Genomic DNA, 18,393 nt, shown 5'->3' with positions numbered 1-18,393 from the left:
GCTACCCGGAGGTGACCCGACCCCGCCGTGCGGAGCGCCGGATGCCGGGTCAGGCAGACGACCGACGGGACCGTCGTCGGCTGATGAGCACGGTCAGCCCGGGCACGAGGAGCGCGAGCGCCAGCGCCACCGCAGCACCGACGGTCGTCCCCGTGTAGGCGAGTCGGCCGGCAGACAGGGCCTGCGCCGCGCCGGTCTGCTCGTGATCGCTGCCGATCGGCGCGTCCCCACCCCCGGTACCGGCACCGGCACCGGCGCCACCAGGACGGCCGTCACCGGGGCTCCCGGGGCCATCGGTCCCGTCGCCTGCCCCCGGGTCCCCGCCGTCGTCCCCACCACCGCCGTCCCCACCGTCGCCGGATCCGGCCTCGACCAGGCCGGCATCGACGGTCGTGTCGCGGCGCACCCCCTCGAGCGCTCCCTCCGCGCTCGTGACCCGGTCGATCATGACCGCCGCGGTCTCGCCGTCCGGTCCGACGTCGGAGTCGACCGCCGGATCGTCGCCGACGTGCTCCTCGGTGACGTGCATGCCGTCGGGCGCCGTGAAGTGCACGCGGTAGTCGCCCGGCCGCAGCCCGTCGAACCGGTACCCACCCTCGTCGTCGGTGGTCGTGCGCCGCTCGACTGCGTCACCGTGGTCGTCGGTCCCGGTCAGGGTGACGGGGACGCCACGGACGCCGGACTCGTCGTCGTCCTGCAGGCCGTCGCCGTTCCGGTCGTCCCACACCCGATCGCCGATCATGCCGGCGACGACCCGGACGGTCGACGGGTTCGACTGCACCGGGAGCGCCAGGTCGGACGTCCGCAGGCCGAACCGGTTCACGTAGCGGTCGCCGTCCTGTGCGCCGCTCGTCGCGAGCACGAGCCGGTGCGTGACGGTCTCGCCGGCAGGGACCGGCGTCTGCCGTTCGATCCGGACGGCGGTCACCCGGTCGAGTGCGTCCGGGCAGCCGCTCGCACCGAACTCGTCCTCGGTGCACCAGCGGGTCGTACCGCCGGGCTGGTTGCTCGGGTCGGCACCGTCGGGGGAGACGTCGGCGGCATCGGCGTCGGTGTACCGGACGAGCTCACCGGCGTCGGGGTCGGTGGGGACCGGCGCCGCGAGTCCGACGGTGCCGTGGAAGTCCGAGCCTCGTGCGTCTCCGTGGTGCGGGAGCACGTCGATCAGGTCGAGGCCGCCGATCGCGGCGTCGTCGGTGTTCGTGACGTCGAGGTCCCACTCCGGATCGTCGCCGGTCACGACGACGGGGGCCGGCGTGCGCTTCTCGACCCCGACCCCGCCGGTGGTGACGACCTCCAGGCCGCGTTCGGCGGTGCGCCAGCGCTCGTCGGACCGGTCGGCCGGTGACGCCACGGTCACCGTGTTGCTGATCGGACCGGCCTGCGCCGAGCGGTCGATCCGCGCCGTGTAGGTGATCGGCGCGATGTGGGCGTTCGGCTGCACGTCGTGCAGCGTCCAGGTCAGGCGTCGGTGCTGACGGCCGTCAGCGTCCTGTACCACGTCGACCTCCGGCGTCAGCGAGGCGCTGTCCTCGACGTACTCGGTGTGCGTCGGCAGGACGTCGCGGACGGTGACCGTGGTCGCCCTGCCGTCGGCGAAGCCGTTCGTCAGGGTCGGACGGAGCGCGTAGTCGACGGTGTTGCCGGGGAGGGCCGAGCTCGTCCGGTCCGGGGTGTCCGCGGCGTCGGTACCCGGGTCGACGACGACCTTCTCGACGCGGACCAGGTCCTCGGTGAGCATGACGCTGTCGGCCAGCCCGCCGGCACCGAGCCCGGGGTCCGTGTGATCGTGCACCCACTCGGGCCGGTGGTCACCGAAGCGAGCGTGCCCGAAGTCGTACGCCCGGGTCCCGTCCGGCGCGCGCTGCGTCATCACCGTGGAGTAGAGGCCGCCGCTCGCGCTGCCGGCCAGGTCACCGGTGACGCGGACTGCCCCGACCGCCGCGATGCCGCCGGGGACGTCCGCCGGATCGTCGAACCAGGGGCCGTCGGCGTCGTCGCACGTACGCACCTGGCCCGCCGCCGGTGACGCCATGTCGTACGCGGCGTACTGTACGTGCGCATGCTCGAGACCGCTCGACCACGCAGGAGCCCGCCCTGCCACCGTCGTCAGTCGCTGCGTCCGGCGGTCGAAGGTGTCGCAGAGCGCTGCGCCGCGGAAGGGCGCGAGGCCGGTGTTCGCCATCGTGACGGCACTGCGGAGTCGAGTGCCGCCGGTGGCCCAGGGGTCCCCGGCCCTCGCCGATCCGGCGGTCACGCCGCTGCCGTCGCTCCCGAGGCGCCACAGCCGCTTCCCCGCGGTCCCCGGTCCGAGCTCGACGAGGTTCCGTCGGGCGCTGTTGTCCGCCATCGGCTCCGAGCTGCCGGGGAAGTTCGGGGTCCCGCTGACCGAGGTCGTCTGCAGCGGCGTGAAGGTGTTGACCGACTCGACGGACGTCGGCACCGACGGGGTGGGCATCCACAGCGAGATCCACCCGCTCACGACGTACGGCTTCGGGCCGCCGCTGAGCGGGCCGCCGCCGATGTTCCGCCCGGGCATCCGCGCGGCGTCCGTCACCGCGCCGGCGATCGTCACGTCGACCTCGCCGCCGGGCGCTGCCTGCGTGCAGGTGATGGTGCCGGAGTCGGCCACGGCACGGTCGCCCCCGCCGCGGCCGCCCGGCAGACCGCCGAACTGCACGCCGTCCTCGCCGTTCCTGCCGCAGGTGGGTCGACCGCCGTTCCAGAGCACCGCACGCGACGGCCGGTCGCCGAGCAGATGGGACAGGTCGTCGGTGAAGTGCATGTCGCCCGTGCTCCGCTCGAACCCGAGGAGACCCTGCCCGGGGACGGGGGACTGCCAGTCGACGGCGATCGGGTAGCGCAGTTGCACACCGGGGGTCCCGTCCGGGCCCGGCACGTCGGTCTGCAGGGTCGAGCCCACCACGGCGTTGCTGAGGTTGTACCGCGGCGCGGCGGACACGACGGTCGTCGCCGACGTGACCGGTGCGGTGGGCTCGGCGTCGTCCGCGGTCGCGGTGCCGGTCACGGCGATGCGGTCACCGTTCCGCCGGTCCCCGGAGACGTCGAGCACGGCCGGCACGGCGACGGCGTGACCCGAGGGGACGTCGCCGAGGCCGCAGGTGAGCCGCTGGCCCTCGACCGCCGACCCGGCACCTGTGCACGCGAGCGGGACCCCCGCCCAACCCGTGCCCGCCGGAGCGTCGAGGACGAAGCGCTCGTGGTGCGCGGTCCCGTCGCCGGCGTTCACCGTGACCCGGTACGTGACGGCGTCGCGGGTCCGGACGATGCCGTTGGCGGGACCCCGGTCCCCACCCGGGCCGTCGTCCGGCGTGAAGGGACCGCGGCCGTCGGCGGCGACCTCGACGGCCAGGCCGACCACCGCCGCCGGCGCGGTCGCCGCAGCGGCGGCACCCGTCGGTCCGAGCAGGACGGAGGGGACCGCGAGGGCCGCTGCCCCCAGAGCGCCGACTGCGCGGCCGAGGGAGGGCGGCCCGACGGGTCGGCCGGATCGGCTCGAACGGGCGGGGGTGGGCGAGGGAGGACGTTCGGACGACGGACGACGAGACATGGCGCTCCTCGGTCGGAGATCGGATGGACGACGGACGCCTCACCCTGACCCCGCCGACGCCGCAGGACCGAACACTCCGCATGTCACATGTGCGGCATCCCGCTCAGAGCTTGAACGTCGCCCGCGGGATGTCCGACACGATCCTCCGTGCCGCACGCACCGCGTCCTCCTCGGAGAGCTGGTGCGACACCACGAGCGACGCCAGGTACGCCGCGTCGGCCCGCCGTGCCATGTCGTGCCGTGCCGGGATCGAGCAGTACGCCCGGGTGTCGTCGATGAACCCGGAGGTCTTCGTGAACCCGGCGGAGTCCGTCACCGCCGCCCGGTAGCGGCCGATCGCCGCCGGGGTGTCGATGAACCACCACGGGGCGCCCGCGTACACGGCGGGGTAGAAGCCGGCCAGGGGGCCGATCTCGCGCGAGAAGACGGTCTCGTCCACGGTGAACAGGACGAGGTGGAAGCCGGGTGCGGTCCCGAAGGCCTCGAGCAGCGGACGGAGCGGCTCCGTGAACGCGCCGACGGCCGGCAGGTCGTGGCCCGTGTCCGGGCCGAACCGCTCGAGGGTCGGCGTGTGGTGGTTCCGGAGCACACCCGGGTGCAGCTGCATGACGAGGCCGTCGTCGACGCTCATCTCCGCCCACCGGTAGAGCATGTCGTGGCGGTAGGCGACCGCCTCGGCCGCGGAGACGCCCGACGGGCCCTGCATCGCCGCCGCGTGGATGCGCGAGCGTTCGGTCGTGGACAGTGGCGCGGATCCCGCGTCGAGCACGCCGGTGTCGGTGGCGGTCGCGCCGTGCTCGATGAAGTACCGGCGCCGGTCACGGAGGGCCGCCAGCAGCCCGTCGTGGGTGCCCGTGTCGATGCCGGACGCCTCGCCGATCGACGCGACGACGTGCCTCCAGTCCGGGCGTGACGGGTCGAACACGGCATCCGCGCGGAAGGTGGGGAGCACCCGACCGGTGAAGGAGGGGTCGGCGGCGAGCCGTGCGTGCGCGGCGAGGTCGTCCGCGGGGCCGTCGGTGGTCGCGAGCACCTCGATCCCGAAGGAGTCGAACAGCGCGCGGGGTCGGAGCGCCGGCGTCGCGAGCGCGGCTGCGATGCGGTCGTACTGCGCGTCCGCGTTCGCGGCCGACGGCTGCTCGGTCAGACCGAAGACGTCGTGCAGCTCGGTCTCGAACCAGTAGCGGACCGGCGTGCCGGCGAAGTCGTCCCAGTGCTCGGCGAGCCGGCGCCAGACCTCCCGGCCGTCGGGGTCTGGGTGCGTGCCCGTCAGGTCGCGGCGACCCAGTTCCTGCAACCCGACCCCGTTCGCGTGCAGCAGGCGCAGGACGTAGTGGTCGGGCGCGACCAGCAGCGCAGCGGGGTCGGGGAACGGCTGGTCGTCCGCGATGAGCGCCGCGTCGACGTGCCCGTGCGGGGAGATGATCGGGGCGTCGCGGACCGCTTCGTAGACGGTGCGGGCGACCGAGCGCGTCCCCGGGTCCGCCGGGAACAGCCGGTCGGGGTGCGGTGCGAGCGGCGTGGTCGTGCTGGTGGAGGGCATCATCGGCTCCTTCGGGCAGTCGGGCGAGGTCGGGCGAGCGGGCGGGCAGGCGGGCGAGGTCGGGCGAGCGAGCGGGCGGGATCGAGCGGCGGGGCGGGGATCAGCGGGGCCGCACGGGTGCCGGGCCCGTGGACCCCCGGACGGTCAGGTGGGTGGGCAGCGCGACGGCGCCCGCCGCGTGCTCACCCGGCGGCTCGTCGGCCGGCAGTGCATCGAGTCGACCGAGCAGCATCCGGATCGCCACCCGACCGGCGCGTTCGATCGGCGACGTCATGGTCGTCAGGGGCGGGTTGCAGAAGTCGGCACCGAAGATGTCGTCGCAGCCGACCACGCTCACGTCCTCGGGCACGCGGACGCCCCGCTCCCGGAACCGCGTCAGCATCCCGATCGCGATGAGGTCGTTGAAGGCGATGCACGCGGTGGCCCCGGCGTGCACGGCGGCGTCGGCGGCGGCCGCTCCGGAGTCGACGAACGGCGCGTGCGGGCCGATGCGGGCGACCCGGACGCCCAGGCGCCCCGCCACGCGGACGAGCGCCCGCCAGCGGCGTTCGTTCGACCACGAGCTGTCCGGGCCGGCCACGTAGAGCACGTCCCGGTGCCCGAGGGAGACCAGGTGCTGCACGGCCTGCTCGACGCCTCCGGGGGTGTCGATGAGGACCGACGGCACCCCGGCCGGGCGACGGTTCACGACGACGAGCGGGGTGCGCTCGGCGAACCGCGCGATCTGCGCGTCGGACAGGCGGGACGCCGTGAGCACGGCGCCGTCGGCCTTGCCCGCGACGGCACGCAGCGCCGCGACCTCGGCCTCGGCGGACTCCTCGGTGTCGACGAGCAACTGCGTCCACCCGGCGGCGGAGAGCTGGTGCTGCGTGCCGCGGATCACGTCGAAGTAGAAGGGGTTGGTGATGTCGGACACCAGGACGGCGACCGCCCGGGTCCGTCCCGAGGTGAGCGCCCGGGCCTGCGAGTTCGCGACGTAGCCGAGCTCGCGGGCGACCTGCTGGATCCGCTGCTGGGTGTCGCGGTTGACCCGGTCCGGCAGCGAGAGCGCGCGGGAGACCGTGGACGGGGCGACCCCGGTCGCGTCGGCGATGTCCCGGATGGTCACCCGCCGCGAGGTGTCCGTGTCTGCGCTGCTCACGAGGCGAAACTATGCCGGCGTGGCAACAAGTGGCAACCGGTTGCCGGTTGTTGCCACGACCGGGACAGTGGTGGCACGTCGGCAGCGCAGCCGCCGTCCCGGGCACCGTCGCCCGGGGGAGATGTCGAGGAGGACACCCCCGCATGAGCACAGGAAGACGCAGGACCCGCATCCTGGTCGGTGCCGCCGTCGTCGCCGTCGCCGCCCTCTCGCTGCAGGGCTGCGCGATCGTCGACGGCAGCGGCGACGACCCGGACACCCTCCGCGTGATGATGGGCGCGGACACGACCTACCCGAAGGAACGCGCGCAGTGGCAGCGGGAGACCGCCGCCGAGTTCGAGCGCACCACGGGTGCCGACATCCAGTGGGAGACCTACTCGACCCCGCAGGAGGAGCTCACCGCGATCCAGACCAGCGTCATCTCGGGCCAGGGCCCGGACGTCTACGCCATCGGGACGACCTTCACCCCGACCGCCTACGCCACCGGTGCCTTCGTCGAGATGGGGCCGGAGCAGTGGGACGCGGTCGGCGGCAAGGACCAGTTCGCACCGGCGTCCCTCGGCATCTCCGGTCCGAGCACGGCGGAGCAGATCGGGATCCCCTTCGCCAGCCGACCGTTCGTGATGGCCGTGAACACGGAGCTCCTCGAGCGCGCCGGGATCACGGACCTGCCGACGACCTGGGACGAGCTCACCGAGGACGCCCGGAAGACCACCGGCGACGGTACCTACGGCATGGCGATCGCCTACGCGGACGGCTTCGACCCGTGGAAGTTCGTGTGGGGGATGGCGCAGAACGCCGGCAACACGATCATCGACGGTGGGAAGGCCGAGATCGACGCCCCCGCCGTCGAGCAGGCCTACCGCACCTACTTCGACTGGGTGACGGAGGACGGCGTGGTCGACCCCGCCGCGATCGGCTGGAACAACCCGCAGGCCCTCGCGCAGTTCGCCGACGGCAAGGCCGCGTTCTTCCCGATGACCACGACGACCTCCCTGAACTCGCTGCAGGGCTCGGCTGTCGACGGCAAGTACGAGTACGCCCTGCTGCCGACCGTGCCACCGGGCGCGACCGAGCGCCCCGCCGACGGCATCGAGGCGGCGAGCATCCTGTCCGGGGACAACCTCGTCGTCGCCGACTACGGCTCGAAGCAGGACCTGTCGTTCGACTTCGTGCGGCAGGTGTCCTCGCCCGAGGCGCAGGAACGCTACTTCGAGCTCTTCGGGCAACTGCCGACGAACACCGTCGCGGCGGACCGCATCGCGCAGCAGAACCCCGACCTCGCCCCCATCGTCCGCGCCGGCGAACTGTCGAAGCCCACCGCCTTCACCGGCGCCTGGTCGGACGTGCAGCTCTCGCTGGTCGACGTCGTCGTGCAGTCGATCCCGTCGCTGAAGCGCGGCGAGGTCAGCGACGACCAGCTCCGGAAGCGCCTCGCAGCGGCGCAGCGGGACGCCCAGGCAACGCTCGACCGCCAGAAGAACGGAGGGCTGTGATGACCACCACGCAGACCCGACCCCGCCAGGAGACCCCGCGGGAGGTCCGCCCGCACGGGACGACCCCGCTGTACCAGCGCGAGCGTCCGCTCTGGATGCTCCTGCCCGGCGGCGTCCTCATGCTCGCCGTCATCGTCGTGCCGCTGCTCGTCGGCCTGTACATCGCGATGCTCGACCTCGACCAGTACACGCTGCGCCAGTGGTTCAGCGCCCCCTTCGTCGGGTTCGCCAACTTCGCCGAGGCCTTCACCGACTCGCCGCTCCTGCACTCGATCTGGATCTCGGTGTCCCTGTCGGTGCTCGTCACCGCGGTCACCGTCCCGATCGGTGTCGCCGCGGCGGTCTCCACGCAGAACCGGTTCCCCGGGCGCGGCCTGGTCCGGTCGATCTACCTCGTGCCGTACGTGCTGCCGGCCTTCGTCGTCGGGACGTTCTTCCGCACGATGCTCCAGCCGCAGGGCGTGGTGAACACCGTCCTCGGCACCGACGTCCTCTGGCTGAACGGCTCCGCGTCCTACTGGGCGCTCGCCGGCGTCATGGTGTGGACGAGCTGGCCGTTCGTCTACCTGCTCTCGCTCGCCGGACTGCAGGCGGTCGACAACGAGGTGCACGAGGCCGCCGCCCTCGACGGCGTGACGTGGTGGGCGAAGCTCCGCTACATCGTCTTCCCGTACCTGCGCGGACCGCTGAGCCTGGCGATCATCATCTCGATCCTGCACAACATCAACAACTTCACGCTGCCCTTCGTGCTCTTCGGCAACCCCCTGCCCTCGAGCGTCGAGGTGATGCCCGTCCTGACGTACATCGCGAGCTTCCAGTCGTTCCGCTTCGGCCTGTCCGCGGCGATGGCGATCTGCTCGCTGGTGATCGTCGCGATCCCGCTGTTCGTCTACCTCCGGGCAGTCAAGCTCGACACCGGAGACGACGCGGGCCCCACCCGGAAGCAGCGTCGCGCGGACCGCGCCCTGCTCGCCGCCCCGGCCGCCGCCGACCTCGAGGGAGCCCGCGCATGAGCGCCTTCAGCCAGACCCGCACCCGTCCGACCGCGACGCTCACCGAGAGCATCACCGCCGGTGGCGCGAAGCGCCCGAAGCGTCCGTACGACACCGACGTCACCCGGCTGCTGCCGCGGTGGCTGCTGGTCACCGTGATCGCCGTCCTCGTCGCGTTCATCGCCGTGCCGGTGCTGTACATCCTGTTCGGCTCGGTGAACTCGGACGTCGCGGTCGCCCGCGGCGAGTACTTCCCGTCCGAGTTCACGCTGTCGAACTACGTGGCGATCTGGGACACCGTGTCGCTCGGGCAGGGCCTGGTGAACTCCCTGCTCACCGCCGGTGCGGTGGCGGTCGCGAGTGCGGCGCTCGCCGTGTCCACCGCCTACGTGCTCGTCCGGTTCCGGTTCCTCGGCCGGCTGACGATCCTCCGCGGGCTGCTCGCCCTGCAGTCGATCCCCGGCACCCTGCTGCTCCTGCCCGTCTTCGTGGTCTTCGCCAACATCGCGAGCGCCACCGGCGTGCAGGTGATCGGCACCCGCTGGGGCCTCTTCGTCACCTACCTGACGTTCGCCCTGCCGTTCTCGACGTGGGTGATGGTCACGTACCTGCGCGGCCTGCCGAAGGAGCTCGAGGAGGCGGCCCGCATCGACGGCGCCTCGAGCACCCGCATCCTGCGGAGCGTCGTGCTGCCCCTCTCGTGGCCCGGCGTCGTGGTCTCGGCGATCTTCGCCTTCCTGCTCGGCTGGAACGACGTGCTCTTCAGCACGATCATGACGACCCCGAACACCCGCACGGTGGCCGTGGTGCTGCAGGTGCTCGGCACCGCCCAGGAGGGCGGCGCCGTCCCCATCTACGGCCAGATGATGGCCGCGTCGATCGTCTGCGCCGTGCCGGTCGTCGCGCTCTACCTCATCTTCCAGCGCTACCTGGTCGGCGGGCTCACCGCCGGCTCCGTCAAGTGACGAACGCAACCACACGACGGACGGGAGGCGCGGTGCCGGCCCGCCACGCGCCTCCCGTCCGACAAGGAAGGAACACGATGACCCAGCCAACGTGGGAGCTCTCCGGCTTCGGCGACGAGATCGATGCCGACCCGGCCGTCCAGGTCGCCGTGCTGCAGGCGCTCGGCGCGAGCGCGATCGAGGTGCGCAGCGCATGGGGCACCAACGTCGTCGACCTCGACGACGACCAGCTCGCCGGCCTCCACCGCCTGCTCGAGGAGCGCGGGCAGACCGTGTCCGCGATCGCCTCGCCGATCGGCAAGGTGCTCGTCGACCGGCCCGTCGAGCACGAGGTCGAGCGGCTGGGCCGCGCGATCGCCGCCGCGCACGCGCTCGGCACGACCAACATCCGGATCTTCTCGTTCTACTTCGACGGGCGCACGGCGGACGAGGTGCGCGACGACGTCATGGTCCGGATGCGTGCGCTCGCCGACCTCGCTGACCGCGAGGGCGTCACCCTGCTGCACGAGAACGAGAAGGACATCTACGGCGACGTCCCCGAGCGCGTGCTCGACATCGTCGAGAGCGTCGGGTCGAGCGCGCTGCGGCTCGCCTGGGACAACGCGAACTACGTGCAGTGCGGCGTCCGGCCGTTCGCCGACGGCTGGGCGCAGCTCGCGCCGTACGTCGACTACCTGCAGGTGAAGGACGCCCTGGCCGCCGACGCGTCCGTCGTCCCGGCGGGGGAGGGCGACGGCGAACTGCTCGAGACCCTGACCGCGCTCCGCGACGCCGGGTACTCCGGGTACGCCTCCCTCGAACCGCACCTCAGCGACGTCACCTCCCTCGGCGGGTTCTCCGGCCCCGCGGCCTTCGGCCGTGCCGGACGGGCCTTCCGCTCCCTCACCGACCAGATCGGAGTCACCCTGCGATGAGCACCCCCCTGAAGTTGGCGGTCGTCGGCGCCGGCGTCATCGGACGCCACCACGCCCGCGTTGCCGTGCAGCACCCGGACCTGCAGGTCGTCGCCCTCGTCGACGCCGTCCCCGCGGCCGCCACCGGCGCGGCGGACGAGATCGAGGCGACGGGCGCCGCCCGGCCCGTCACCACCGCGACCGTCGAGGAGGCCGTCGCGCAGACCGACATCGACGTCGTCGCGATCTGCTCCCCGTCCGGCATGCACGTCCAGCTGGCCGAGGCGGCGCTCGCCGCGGGCAAGCACGTCGTCATCGAGAAGCCGCTCGACACCACGATGCCCCGGGCCCGCCAGATCGCGGCGCTCGCCGCGGACGCCCGCTCGCGTGGGGTGACGACGAGCGTGATCAGCCAGCACCGCTTCGACCCGGCCTCGGTCGCGGTCGCGGGAGCCGCGCACGGCGGCGACTTCGGCACCGTGACCTCCGGCGTCGCGAGCGTCGCCTGGTACCGCTCGCAGGGCTACTACGACTCGGGCGACTGGCGCGGCACCTGGGCGCTCGACGGCGGCGGCGCGGTGATGAACCAGGGCGTGCACACCGTCGACCTGCTCGTCTGGGCACTCGGTCGTCCCGAGGAGATCTCGGCGCAGGTCGGGCTCCTCGCGCACGACCGCATCGAGGTCGAGGACACCGCGGTCGCGACCGTCCGGTTCCGCGGCGGCGCGCTCGGCGTCATCCACTGCACGACCGCCGCCTACCCGGGACTCTCCGCGCGCTACGCGGTGTACGGCACGCACGGTTCGGCGATCGTCGACGACGACCGGCTCGCGTACTTCCACGTCGCACCGGACGCGGCGACGCTCGAGTCCGCGTCGACCACGGCGAACGCCACCGCGGTCGCCGACGCCGTCGACCAGAAGCACGACGTCGTCCCGCCGGAGCACGTCGTCGGCGGCCCGCCGGAGCCCGACCACTTCGCCGCGGGGCACGCCCGCCAGTACACGGACATCGTCGCCGCGATCCGCGAGGGACGCGACCCCGGCGTGACCGTCGACGACGCCCTCGTGTCGCTCGCGACCGTCCGCGGCCTGTACGTCAGCGCGACCCTCGGGCAGCCGGTCCGGATCGACGACGTCATCGAGGGGAAGTACGACGACGTCGAACCGGTCGTCGCTCCCCGGGAAGGAGCAGTCCGGTGAAGTTCTCCGTGTTCACCGCCTCCACGCCCGACTGGACCCCGTCGCAGGCAGCCGACACCCTCGCCGAGCAGGGCTGGGACGGCATCGAGTGGCGCATCGTCGACGACCTCACCGAGGACGGCTCGTCCGGCTTCTGGGCCGGCAACCGGTCGACCTGGCAGTTCACCGGCATCGCGGACCGGGTCGGCGAGATCGCCCGCACCACCGACGCCGCCGGCCTGCAGTACTCGGGCATCGGCGGCTACCAGCCGGTGTCCGACCACGAGGGCGTCGAGACGATGCTCCGGGTGACGAGCGAACTCGGCGCCCGCCAGGTGCGCGTCACCATGCCCTGGTACCAGCGCGAGCGCGAGCGGACCGGCGCCACCTACGGGGAGCTCTTCGACCGCACGCGCGCCGACCTCGAGTGGGCGGCGGCGCGTGCTGCCGAGCTCGGTGTCAAGGCACTCGTCGAGCTGCACCACATGACGATCACCCCGTCCGCGTCGGCCGCGCTCCGGCTCGTCGACGGGCTCGACCCCGAGCACGTCGGCGTCATCCACGACCTGGGGAACCTCGTGATCGAGGGGCAGGAGGACCACCTCGCGGCCTTCGAGCTCCTCGGGCCGTACCTCGCCCACGCGCACGTGAAGAACGCACGGTGGGTCGACACCGGCGAGACCCGGGACGACGGCAGCCGGATCTGGCGGAACGAGTGGGCACCGCTGCGCGACGGCCAGGCGTCGGTGTCCGAGTACCTCGACGCCCTGCGACGGCACGGGTACGACGGGTGGGTCACCATCGAGGACTTCTCGACCGACCTGCCGCTCGCCGAGCGCACCGCCGACAACCTGGCGTACCTGCGCTCCCTGGTCCCGGTGACCGCATGAGTCGACGCCCCGGCATCGCCCACCTCGGCATCGGCGCGTTCGCGCGCGCCCACCTCGCCTGGTACACGCAGCACGCCAGCGGTGATCCGTGGGGGATCACCGCCTTCACCGGGCGCTCGCCCGGAGCAGCCGATGCGCTCGCCGGCCAGGACTGCCGGTACACGCTGGTGACGCGAGCGGCCGACGGTGACACGGCCGAGGTGGTCGACTCGATCGTGGCGGCGCACCCCGGCGGCGACGGCACGGCCTGGAGGCACGTGGTCGCGTCCCCGGGGACGACCATCGTCACGCTGACGGTCACCGAGGCCGGCTACCGCGCCGACGCCGACGTGCCGGCCCGGCTGGTCGACGGGCTTGCCGCACGCCGGGCCGCCGACGGCGGACGCATCGCCCTGGTGTCGCTCGACAACCTGACGCACAACGGCGCCGTGCTCCGCGAGGCCGTGCTGTGGGCGACGGACGACCCGGCACTCCGGTCGTGGATCGAGTCGTCCGTCGCCTTCCCGTCGTCGATGGTGGACCGGATCACGCCGGCCACCACCGCCGCCGACCTCGACGAGATCGGCGACCTGCCCGGGGCGCTCGACGGCGACCGTGTGCCCGTGGTCACGGAACCCTTCGCCGAGTGGGTGCTCGAGGACGTGTTCGACGGCATCGACCGCCCCGCGTGGGAGACCGCCGGCGTGCGGCTCGTGCCCGACGTCACCCCGTACGAGCAGCGGAAGCTCTGGCTGCTCAACGGGGCGCACTCGCTCCTGGCGTACCTCGGCCTGCTGCTCGGCCACGACACCGTGGCGTCGGCGATGGACGACCCACGCTGCCGGACCGCCGTCGAGCAGCTCTGGGACGAAGCCGCCGCCGAACTCCCGCTGCCGACCGACGAGGTCGCCGACGCCCGGGCCGCGCTCGTCGAGCGGTTCGCGAACCCGCGCATCCGGCACACCCTGCGCCAGATCGCGTCCGGCGGCTCGCAGAAGCTGCCCGTCCGCGTCGTCGACGTCCTGCGTCGGCGACTCGAGCGCGACCCCGACGCCGGGGTCGGCCCGGGAGCCGCGACCCTGCTCGCCGCCTGGTGGGTGCACTGCACCACGCAGGCCGAGCTGGTGGACGACGCCGGAGCACCCGGGCCAGACTCGGACGTGCACGACGTCCTGGGGGTCGTCGCGCCCGACCTCGACACCACCCCCGTGGTGGCCGCAGTGACCGCGGCCGCCGAACGCATCCGCGCCGCCGCGGCACCAGCACGCGGCCCCGTCGACGAAGGAGTCCACGCATGACCGACACCGGCACCACGAACCCCGCTGCGCCCGTCCCCGGCGCTGCCGACGGCGGCGCGGCGACGGACCCGACCGCCGGCCGACCGGACACCTGGGTGTCGGCCGACCGCGGACAGCTCATCGACCGCGCGGAGGTCATCGTCACGAGTCCGGACCGCAACTTCGTCACCCTGCGGATCACCACCGCCGACGGTGTCACCGGGCTCGGCGACGCCACCCTCAACGGCCGCGAGCTCGCCGTGTCCGCGTACCTGTCCGAGCACGTCGTCCCGCTGCTCGTCGGGCGGGACGCCAGCCGCATCGAGGACGCCTGGCAGTTCCTCTACCGCTCGTCGTACTGGCGCCGGGGCCCGGTCACGATGGCCGCCATCGCGGCCGTCGACATGGCGCTGTGGGACATCAAGGCCAAGGTCGCCGGCATGCCGCTCTACCAGCTGCTCGGCGGGGCGTCGCGCACCGGACTCATGGCGTACGGCCACGCCTCGGGCAAGGAGCTCCCGGAGCTCTTCGACTCGATCCGCGAGCACCAGGAGGAGGGCTACCGGTCCATCCGCGTGCAGACGGGCGTCCCCGGGCTCGAGAGCATCTACGGCATCGCGTCGAACCGGACGACCGAGGGCAACGCCGGCGTCCGGTACGACTTCGAGCCGGCACAGCGCGGTGCGTTCCCGGCGATGGAGGACTGGGACACCCGTGCCTACCTGCGCCACGTGCCGACCGTGTTCGAGGCCGTCCGGAACGAGTTCGGGCCCGAGCTGCCGCTCCTGCACGACGGTCACCACCGGATGACCCCGCTGCAGGCGGCCAAGCTCGGCAAGAGCCTGGAGCCGTACGACCTGTTCTGGCTCGAGGACTGCACCCCCGCCGAGAACCAGGAGGCGCTCAAGCTCGTCCGGCAGCACACCACCACACCGCTCGCGATCGGCGAGGTCTTCAACACGATCTGGGACTTCAAGGACATCATCCGCGACCAGCTCATCGACTACGTGCGCGGTGCCGTGACCCACATGGGCGGCGTCACCCCGCTGCGCAAGACGATGGACTACGCCGCGATGTACCAGATCAAGTCCGGGTTCCACGGGCCGACCGACATCTCACCCGTCGGACTCGCCGCGCAGATGCACCTCGGGATGGCGATCCACAACTTCGGCATCCAGGAGTACATGCAGCACGGACCGAGGACGAATCAGGTGTTCCGGCAGACGTTCACCTTCACGGACGGGTACCTGCACCCGGGCGACGAGCCGGGCCTCGGCGTGACGCTCGACGTGGACGAGGCGGGGAAGTACCCGTACGAGCAGGCGTACCTGCCGTTCAACCGCCTGGCCGACGGCACCGTCCACGACTGGTAGTCCGACGCCGGACCGGCGGCCGCCCCCGTCCCCGCCCCCGCCCCCGAGCGGGCGAAACACGGCACGGTCGCGCACGACGGTGACGTACGCGGCCCGCTCGGTGGAGGACGTGCGGCGTGTCCTGCCCGGTCGGTCGTGCTTCCGACGAGAGTGCGAGTGAGCCGACGGGCATGCTGGGGGCATGGAGTTCGCGGATGAGGCGAGGGAACTGCTCCTCGTCGCGCCCGCGGACTTCGTCCGGGAACGCACCGCGCGGCAGCGATCGGTGCGGAAGGACGACCGAGCGCTCGCGACGCGCATCGGCGGTCTGCGCAAGCCCGCGCCCGCGGCGTGGGTGGTCGACCTGCTCGCGCACGAGGGCGCCCTGGACGAGGCGGTCGACCTCGGCCCGGCGATCCGGCAGGCCCAGGCGGACGCCGACCCCGACGAGATCCGACGGCTCCGCCGCCAGCGGTCCGAGGTCGTCGCCGCGCTGGCGCAGGCGGGCGCCGACCTGGCCTCCGACGCCGGGCACCCGCTGACATCCGCCGTCCTCGACCAGGTCCGCGCGACGATCGAGGCTGCGATGGCCGACGGACACGCGGGTGCCGCCGTCCGGTCCGGGCTGCTCGTCCGACCGCTCGAGAGCGCCGGGTTCGACGCCGTCGACCTCGACGAGGCACTGGCCGATCCCGACGCGGTCCCCGACTCGTGGTCCGGCACCGACGCCGAACCCATCCCGATCACCAGCGCGCGACGGTCCCGGAAGGGGGGCCGAGCCTCCCGGCCGGGGCCGGGGCCGGGGCCGGGGCCGGGGCCGGGGCCGGAGCCGGAGCCGAAGCCGAAGCCGCAGTCCGAACCGGAGCCGGAAGCGGAACCGCAGGCCGCACCCGAACCGCGTACCGACCCCGCTGCCGAGCGCCGCGCCGCTCGCGAGGCCGAGGCGACCGCTCGGGCCGAGTCCCGCGATGCCGACGCGGCCCTCGACTCGGCGGAGCAGGAACTCGAGGCCGCCGAGGACCGTCGTGCCGAGTTCGAACGGCAGCTCGCCGAAGCGGCGGTCGAGGTCGAGCGGGCCGAACGCGCGCGCGACGAGGCAGCGGACGCGAGCGATCGCGCGCGGGACCTCCTGCGCGCCGCGCAGCACCACCGCCGAGACGTCGGTCGCTGACGTCCGCAGCACTCATCCACTCGGATGAGAGGTGCCGCCCGAGCTCGCAGCCGCGTGGACGCCCGCCCTACGCTCGCCGACATGACCTCCTTCCTGCGTCGCCGCGTCCGGCACGTGCTGCCTCCGGTCGTCGGTGCCGTGTACCTGGTGCTCTGGATCGTCGCCGAGGCCGGACGCTCCGAGCTGACCGGCCACGTGCTCGTCGTCGCCGCGTTCGCCGTCGCCATCGGGTTGACGAACTGGATGCCCGCGACGGCGCTCGGCCTGGTCGTGGTGGTCCCGCTGCTGCAGGCGCTGCACCTGCTCGACCGCCCGCGCGCGACGACGTGGCCGGAGTACCTGGCGATCGCGATCGTCGTGGGCGTCGTCGGTGCAGGGCGGTCGGGGCTGCTCCGGTGGCTCGCGGTCCCGGTCCTCGGCGTCGCGAGCATCGCCGCCGCCTGGGCGATGGCGGTGCCGACGGTCGCCGACTCCGACGTCTGGGGCAGCTGGACCGGGGCGCACTCGGGGACGCGGAGTGACCTCGTGCTCCTGTCGCTGGCGATCGCCGGCGCGAGCGGCATCGCCTGGGCCGCCGGCGTCGCGATCGGTGCAGCGTGGCGGATCGGCCTCGCCAGGACCCGCGTCGTCGCGGCCGAGCGGGAGACCGAGGTCACGACCGCCGAGCTCCGCGCGGAACAGGAACGCGCCAGGATCGCCCGCGACGTGCACGACTCGCTCGCACACTCGCTCGCCGTGGTGGTCTCGCAGGCCCAGGGCGCCGCGGCGATCGCCGGTGCCGGCGCACCGGCAGCGACGGCCCTCCGCGACATCGCCGACGTGAGCCGGAGCGCCCTCGGCGACGTCCGTGCACTCGTCGAACGCATCCAGGGCACCGGGTCGGCGGCGGTGCACGGCCTCGCGGACGTCCCCGACCTCGTCGAGGACATGCGCGACCTCGGCATGCGTGCGACGTTCGAGCAGCACGGTGTACCCGGACCCGTCGGCACGGCGACCGGGGGAGCGGTGCACCGGATCGTGCAGGAGAGCCTGACGAACGTCCTCAAGCACCAGGGGCGGACGGCGTCGACCCGCGTCGTGCTCGACTGGCGCGGCCCGGGCCTCGGCATCGTGGTCACCTCGCGAGGGGACGCGCCCCTGGTGCAGCTCGACGGCGCGGGCTCGGGCATCGAGGGCATGCGGGAGCGGGCTCGGCTCGCCGGCGGGTGGCTCCGGGCCGGTGCCGGCGACGACGCCGACGAGTTCGTCGTGACCGGTTGGGTGCCCGTCGAGGACGCCCGGTGAGCGCGATCCGCGTCGCCGTGGTCGACGACCAGCACCTCTTCGCCTCCGGCATGCGGATGCTCGTCGAGGCCCAGGACGACATGGCCTGCGTCGGCACCGCTGCCGACGGCGCCGCGGCGCTCGAGCTCTGCGCCGACGAGGACCCCGACGTCCTGCTCCTGGACCTCCGCATGCCGGTGCTGAACGGCATCGAGACCACCGCACGCCTGGCCGCGCAGGGCGGAGACCGCCCGAGGGTCGTGGTGTTGACGACGATCCGCCGCGACGAGGCCGTGCTCGCCGCCCTCCGTGCGGGAGCGGCGGCGTTCCTGACGAAGGACGCCCTGCCCGAGGTGGTGCTCGCCACGATCCGCGACGTCCACGAGGGGCGTCCGGCGCCGACCGAGGCCGAGGCGCTCGACCTGCTCCGCGCCGACGGGACCCTCGTCGAGACCCCGCGCCCGGACGAGGTGCTCGACGTCCTCACCGCCCGGGAGCGCGAGGTCTTCCTGCTCGTCGCGAAGGGGCTCAGCAACCAGGAGATCGCGGCGACCGTGTTCCTCAGCGAGGCCACGGTCAAGACGCACGTCCGCGCGGTGCTCACGAAGCTCGGACTCCGGAACCGGATCCAGGTCGTCATCACCGCACACGAACGCGGACTCGTCCGCGCCTAGGGGGA

The 18,393-nt window shown here is 73.2% G+C and carries 14 protein-coding genes; 11 read left to right on the top strand and 3 right to left on the bottom strand.

Features of this window, described 5'->3' with window-relative positions; translation table 11 throughout:
* Positions 1–49: 49 nt before the first annotated feature.
* The 3 genes from ACIQFY_RS09425 to ACIQFY_RS09415 form a co-directional block, all read right to left on the bottom strand.
* Positions 50–3,571 (bottom strand): SdrD B-like domain-containing protein, encoded by a 3,522-nt coding sequence (locus ACIQFY_RS09425; RefSeq protein ID WP_400339600.1) that lies wholly within the window; start codon positions 3,569–3,571, stop codon positions 50–52.
* A 103-nt stretch (positions 3,572–3,674) separates the two neighbouring features.
* Positions 3,675–5,114, bottom strand: a complete 1,440-nt coding sequence (gene uxaC, locus ACIQFY_RS09420) for a glucuronate isomerase (protein WP_400339597.1) — start codon at positions 5,112–5,114, stop codon at positions 3,675–3,677.
* Positions 5,115–5,214: 100 nt separating this feature from the next.
* The gene (locus ACIQFY_RS09415; RefSeq protein WP_326495654.1) at positions 5,215–6,255 is read right to left on the bottom strand and encodes a LacI family DNA-binding transcriptional regulator; all 1,041 of its coding nucleotides are present in this window, start codon (positions 6,253–6,255) and stop codon (positions 5,215–5,217) included.
* Positions 6,256–6,398: 143 nt separating this feature from the next.
* Between ACIQFY_RS09415 and ACIQFY_RS09410 the strand changes: the two genes are divergently transcribed.
* From ACIQFY_RS09410 to ACIQFY_RS09360, 11 genes are all read left to right on the top strand, one after another.
* Positions 6,399–7,751 carry an ABC transporter substrate-binding protein gene (locus ACIQFY_RS09410; RefSeq protein WP_209683786.1) on the top strand — a complete coding sequence of 451 codons (1,353 nt, stop codon included), beginning with the start codon at positions 6,399–6,401 and terminating at the stop codon, positions 7,749–7,751.
* The gene (locus ACIQFY_RS09405) at positions 7,751–8,764 is read left to right on the top strand and encodes a carbohydrate ABC transporter permease (protein ID WP_066652494.1); all 1,014 of its coding nucleotides are present in this window, start codon (positions 7,751–7,753) and stop codon (positions 8,762–8,764) included. Before ACIQFY_RS09410 ends, ACIQFY_RS09405 begins: the two co-directional genes overlap by 1 nt.
* A complete protein-coding gene (locus tag ACIQFY_RS09400; protein WP_326495655.1) occupies positions 8,761–9,708 on the top strand; it encodes a carbohydrate ABC transporter permease in 948 nt (315 codons plus the stop codon). The genes ACIQFY_RS09405 and ACIQFY_RS09400 overlap by 4 nt, the downstream gene beginning before the upstream one ends.
* Positions 9,709–9,785: 77 nt before the next feature.
* Positions 9,786–10,622: a sugar phosphate isomerase/epimerase family protein gene (locus tag ACIQFY_RS09395; protein WP_400339593.1), complete on the top strand. Its 837-nt coding sequence runs from the start codon at positions 9,786–9,788 to the stop codon at positions 10,620–10,622.
* Positions 10,619–11,803 carry a Gfo/Idh/MocA family protein gene (locus ACIQFY_RS09390; protein WP_400339590.1) on the top strand — a complete coding sequence of 395 codons (1,185 nt, stop codon included), beginning with the start codon at positions 10,619–10,621 and terminating at the stop codon, positions 11,801–11,803. The genes ACIQFY_RS09395 and ACIQFY_RS09390 overlap by 4 nt, the downstream gene beginning before the upstream one ends.
* Positions 11,800–12,672 carry a sugar phosphate isomerase/epimerase family protein gene (locus ACIQFY_RS09385; RefSeq protein ID WP_400339587.1) on the top strand — a complete coding sequence of 291 codons (873 nt, stop codon included), beginning with the start codon at positions 11,800–11,802 and terminating at the stop codon, positions 12,670–12,672. The genes ACIQFY_RS09390 and ACIQFY_RS09385 overlap by 4 nt, the downstream gene beginning before the upstream one ends.
* Positions 12,669–13,949 carry a mannitol dehydrogenase family protein gene (locus ACIQFY_RS09380; protein ID WP_400339585.1) on the top strand — a complete coding sequence of 427 codons (1,281 nt, stop codon included), beginning with the start codon at positions 12,669–12,671 and terminating at the stop codon, positions 13,947–13,949. The genes ACIQFY_RS09385 and ACIQFY_RS09380 overlap by 4 nt, the downstream gene beginning before the upstream one ends.
* Positions 13,946–15,301: a D-mannonate dehydratase ManD gene (gene manD, locus ACIQFY_RS09375; protein ID WP_400339583.1), complete on the top strand. Its 1,356-nt coding sequence runs from the start codon at positions 13,946–13,948 to the stop codon at positions 15,299–15,301. Before ACIQFY_RS09380 ends, manD begins: the two co-directional genes overlap by 4 nt.
* A 181-nt stretch (positions 15,302–15,482) precedes the next feature.
* A complete protein-coding gene (locus ACIQFY_RS09370; protein WP_400339581.1) occupies positions 15,483–16,451 on the top strand; it encodes a hypothetical protein in 969 nt (322 codons plus the stop codon).
* 81 nt (positions 16,452–16,532) lie between these two features.
* Positions 16,533–17,735, top strand: a complete 1,203-nt coding sequence (locus ACIQFY_RS09365; RefSeq protein ID WP_326495661.1) for a histidine kinase — start codon at positions 16,533–16,535, stop codon at positions 17,733–17,735.
* Positions 17,732–18,388, top strand: coding sequence for a response regulator transcription factor (locus ACIQFY_RS09360; protein WP_326495662.1), 657 nt, complete (start codon positions 17,732–17,734; stop codon positions 18,386–18,388). Before ACIQFY_RS09365 ends, ACIQFY_RS09360 begins: the two co-directional genes overlap by 4 nt.
* The last annotated feature ends 5 nt before the right edge of the window (positions 18,389–18,393 follow it).

This window comes from Curtobacterium sp. NPDC092190 (genome assembly GCF_044755625.1).
Taxonomy (GTDB): Bacteria; Actinomycetota; Actinomycetes; order Actinomycetales; family Microbacteriaceae; genus Curtobacterium.
This window is presented reverse-complemented; position numbering and strand designations above follow the sequence as displayed.

What these genes read in the sequence shown, in the direction of transcription:
- ACIQFY_RS09425 (WP_400339600.1), bottom strand. Translation starts at nt 3,571, where the DNA reads ATGTCTCGTCGTCCGTCGTCCGAACGTCCTCCCTCGCCCACCCCCGCC.
- uxaC (WP_400339597.1), bottom strand. Translation starts at nt 5,114, where the DNA reads ATGCCCTCCACCAGCACGACCACGCCGCTCGCACCGCACCCCGACCGG.
- ACIQFY_RS09410 (WP_209683786.1), top strand. Translation starts at nt 6,399, where the DNA reads ATGAGCACAGGAAGACGCAGGACCCGCATCCTGGTCGGTGCCGCCGTC.
- ACIQFY_RS09405 (WP_066652494.1), top strand. Translation starts at nt 7,751, where the DNA reads ATGACCACCACGCAGACCCGACCCCGCCAGGAGACCCCGCGGGAGGTC.
- ACIQFY_RS09400 (WP_326495655.1), top strand. Translation starts at nt 8,761, where the DNA reads ATGAGCGCCTTCAGCCAGACCCGCACCCGTCCGACCGCGACGCTCACC.
- ACIQFY_RS09395 (WP_400339593.1), top strand. Translation starts at nt 9,786, where the DNA reads ATGACCCAGCCAACGTGGGAGCTCTCCGGCTTCGGCGACGAGATCGAT.
- ACIQFY_RS09390 (WP_400339590.1), top strand. Translation starts at nt 10,619, where the DNA reads ATGAGCACCCCCCTGAAGTTGGCGGTCGTCGGCGCCGGCGTCATCGGA.
- ACIQFY_RS09380 (WP_400339585.1), top strand. Translation starts at nt 12,669, where the DNA reads ATGAGTCGACGCCCCGGCATCGCCCACCTCGGCATCGGCGCGTTCGCG.
- manD (WP_400339583.1), top strand. Translation starts at nt 13,946, where the DNA reads ATGACCGACACCGGCACCACGAACCCCGCTGCGCCCGTCCCCGGCGCT.
- ACIQFY_RS09370 (WP_400339581.1), top strand. Translation starts at nt 15,483, where the DNA reads ATGGAGTTCGCGGATGAGGCGAGGGAACTGCTCCTCGTCGCGCCCGCG.
- ACIQFY_RS09365 (WP_326495661.1), top strand. Translation starts at nt 16,533, where the DNA reads ATGACCTCCTTCCTGCGTCGCCGCGTCCGGCACGTGCTGCCTCCGGTC.